This is a genomic window from Streptomyces sp. SM1 (genome assembly GCF_002910825.1).
Lineage (GTDB): Bacteria > Actinomycetota > Actinomycetes > Streptomycetales > Streptomycetaceae > Streptomyces > Streptomyces okerensis.
Window position 1 is genome coordinate 1 of record NZ_NEUB01000909.1, and the last position, 3,092, is coordinate 3,092.

Consider the following 3,092-nt stretch of genomic DNA (forward strand, 5'->3'; position numbering starts at 1 on the left):
GACCGGTCCAGGGCCAGCCACAGGGCCAGGGCGCGCAGGGCGGCGGTCTTGCCCTGGTTGGACAGACCGGTGACGAGCAGGTGGCGCTGATACACGCTCAGTTCAGCGGCGTCCCCGCGCAGGTCCTGTCCCCACGGGGCGCGGCCGGTCTTGTAGTTCGCGGTCAGCGTCTCGTCGGTGACCAGCGGGGACGGGCCGATCGGCTCGTCCAGAGCGCCGGAGTCGGCGATCCACAGCCGCACCGTGCGGGCGGCCTGGGGGAGGGTGATGAACACTTCGTGTTCGTGCCGGGTCAGGTTCTCGGCAAGCTTCCGGCGCCGCTTCTGTACTTCGTCTGTCGCCACCCCCGAGGGCAGGGTGACGTCCACCTCGACACCGCACCCGGCAATCGTGATGGGACCCAGCATGGACGCGCCGGCGTCGCCCATCTCCTTGATGGCACGGCCCAGGGCGGGCACCCCGAGGTCGCGCAACGCCTTGACGACGATGGACGGGGTGATCGGCTCCCCCTCGCTCGATCGCACGTTCGCGGGCAGGGCCCATGCGGGTGCGGCCTGCCGTTTGCGGCCGACGGACCACAGGGCGAGCAGGGCGAGGAACGGGCCGATCGAGATCAGCGGTCCCCAGACGACCTGAACGATGCGCATGAGCAGGGCGATGAAGTCGACCGTTGCGGACAGCGGGGTGATGACGTCGCCGGCGTCGCCGGTGCTGATGGCCATGACGATGCCGAGGGCGACCAGGGCCCCGATGCTCATGCCCGCGCCGACGGCTACGCCCTTGGCGGCGTCCACGGGGGAGTGCAACAGGTCCATGCGGCGGTGGTGGCGGGCGGCGCGGAAGCGCTGAAGGCGCTCCTCCCACTCCTCTGCCGCTTCCAGGTTCCCGGCGGCTTCCGCCGCGCGGATCATCCGCTCGTAGCGGGAGCCGGTGCGGCCGTCCCAGGTTCGGCGGGCCACGATCCGCCCACCGTTGAACGTGTAGAGGCCGTGCCGGACCACCGAACGGCCAGCGGCCCGGGTGTGCTCGTGCGTGACGGCGGTCTTCACGGCGCGGCCGGAGCGGACCCACAGGGGCACCGGCGGAGCGGGCGGGGCGTCGGGCACCACGGTGAGGGTGGTCACGGTCGCTGTATCGGCGGTGGGCGGGTCGGTGTGCTTGTGGAGGTGAACGACGTTCTCAGTCATGCTGGGAGTGCTCCTGACTGCCCCCTCGGGGGCGGGAGTGAGGGAATGAGCCGGGGTGGCCGTGTCCGTGGAAAGAGGCGGCCACCCCGGTACCGACATGGCTGGTCACCACCAGCCGGACGACTTCTTGGCGGCCTTGGTGCGGGCGGTCTCGGTGACGATGCGCTGCCGCTCGCCGTGCAGGGCGGACAGTTCCGCGGTCAGCCGCGTCTCAGCGGCCGACTCGGTGGACTCGATTCGCTCTTCCGCGCGGCCGGTGCTGCGGCCTCGGACGACGCGGTAGGCGCCGCCGGTGACGGCGCGGGCCATGGCGCGGCGCTCGCGGCCGTTCAACGGCCACAACTCGCCCCGCCGCACGGCTTCCAGCTTCTTCGTCGTGGCCCGGATTTCGCGGTCCAGGCGGCGCAGGTCTGCGTTGCTCACGTGGTTTCCCCTCGGATCGATGGTGAGCGGAGTGGGGGTGTGCGGGTCAGGTCATGCACCAGCCGGAGTCACAGCCGGAGTCCCATTCGTCGAACGGGAGCGTGTCGACGCCGTCCGGGATGGCCTTGCGAAGGGGCCGGTTGAACCGGGTGAGCCAGACGTGGTCTTTGCCGAGTTCGTCGCGGCGCCGGTTGAGGAGTTCTTCGAGCTGGCACGCGCGCTCGAACAGCTCGGGTTCGTCGCGGCGCATGTCGTGCCACGTCTCTGGCCGGTGGAACGGGCAGAACCAGCACGACGACTTCGGCGGCACCGGCAACCCTGCGACGCGGATGATGCGGGCGCAGTCGATACGCCGGATACCGCGCTCTAACAGCGGGTATTCGACGCGCTCGTGCGGCTCGCAGCGCCGGTTGTTCGCCCGCTGGATCTCGTCCAGGCTGATGCCGATCCCGACCGTGGCCGGCGCGTCCTTGGTGGCGCCGCGCCGTTTGAGTTCGTCGGCGATGACCTTGATTTTGAACTGGGCCGTGCAGGAGCGGGTGCCGGGGGCCCCGTTCGACATCCGCACCGGGATCTTCAACGACCGTGAGCCCTCGCGGGTGAGGTCCTGATATAGCGTGCGGACCTCACCGGAGCGCTTCATCACCCGGTCCAACACGACCAGCTCTATGCCGTGTTCTTCGGCGTAGGGGAGGGCGTACTTGTGCAGGTAGGCGAGGGTGCCGGGGTGCTCGGAGTCGTCCCCGACGTTCGCCATCAAGAACGTGCGGTAGTCCAGTACCCCCGTGGCCGCAAGAACCAGGGCGGCCGTGGACTGCACACCCCCGCCGAAGCTGAACGTCTTGACCTGCGTGGCGAGGCTGGTCATGCGGCCACCCGCTTCCACGCGGCCCGAAGACGCATCTCGGAAGCGGAGTGACCGGCGGCCCGGAACCGGGCGGACATCTCCCGGTACGAGAGCGCGGGGGTCTCGCTGTGCCAGATCTCGTCAACGACGACGTCCAGCGCCTCATCTGTGAGCGCCGGTGCGGCTTCCAGGGAGCGGGCCGTAAGCGGCTCCGTCGGCCCCCACACCGGCAGCTCCCACCGGGGCGTAACGCCGGGTGTGACGCGGGTCGTCACGCTGGTGAGCGCCCTGCCGGTCTCCTCACCCGCGCGGGCCGTCTCCAGCGTCGACCACGCCCCGGAGAGCGTCTGAGCGGTCCGTGCCTGGACACGTGCGACGCGCGCCCCGGCCTCCGTCACGGCCGTCAGCCGCGTCTCCTCCGTCGCGGCTTCCGCCCTCAGTCGGGCGCGGGCCACGGCCGCCTCATCCCGCGCTTCCTGCTGAATCCCGCGGATCGCGTCCAGCGCGACGGGAGTGAGCGCGGTGCGCTCCCACAGGCCATGGACCAGCCACAGGGCTTTGGCCGCGATCGGCAGCCACGCCACCGCCAGCCACGCCCCGACGGCATGGTCGGCAGTCAGCGCGTGCGCGACCAG

General features: G+C 70.8%; 3 protein-coding genes and 1 pseudogene. All 4 read right to left on the reverse strand.

The window, feature by feature from the left end:
• Window positions 1-1,187 (reverse strand): annotated as a pseudogene (locus tag B9S61_RS30585) (ATP-binding protein); the annotation flags it as partial.
• 105 nt (window positions 1,188-1,292) lie between these two features.
• The gene (locus B9S61_RS30590; RefSeq protein ID WP_103545133.1) at window positions 1,293-1,610 is read right to left on the reverse strand and encodes a hypothetical protein; all 318 of its coding nucleotides are present in this window, start codon (window positions 1,608-1,610) and stop codon (window positions 1,293-1,295) included.
• 46 nt (window positions 1,611-1,656) lie between these two features.
• Window positions 1,657-2,478, reverse strand: a complete 822-nt coding sequence (locus B9S61_RS30595; protein WP_103545134.1) for a phosphoadenosine phosphosulfate reductase — start codon at window positions 2,476-2,478, stop codon at window positions 1,657-1,659.
• The coding region (locus B9S61_RS30600) for a protein spdB (RefSeq protein WP_103545135.1) at window positions 2,475-3,092 on the reverse strand (618 nt) is incomplete at its 5' end. The genes B9S61_RS30595 and B9S61_RS30600, both read right to left, overlap by 4 nt.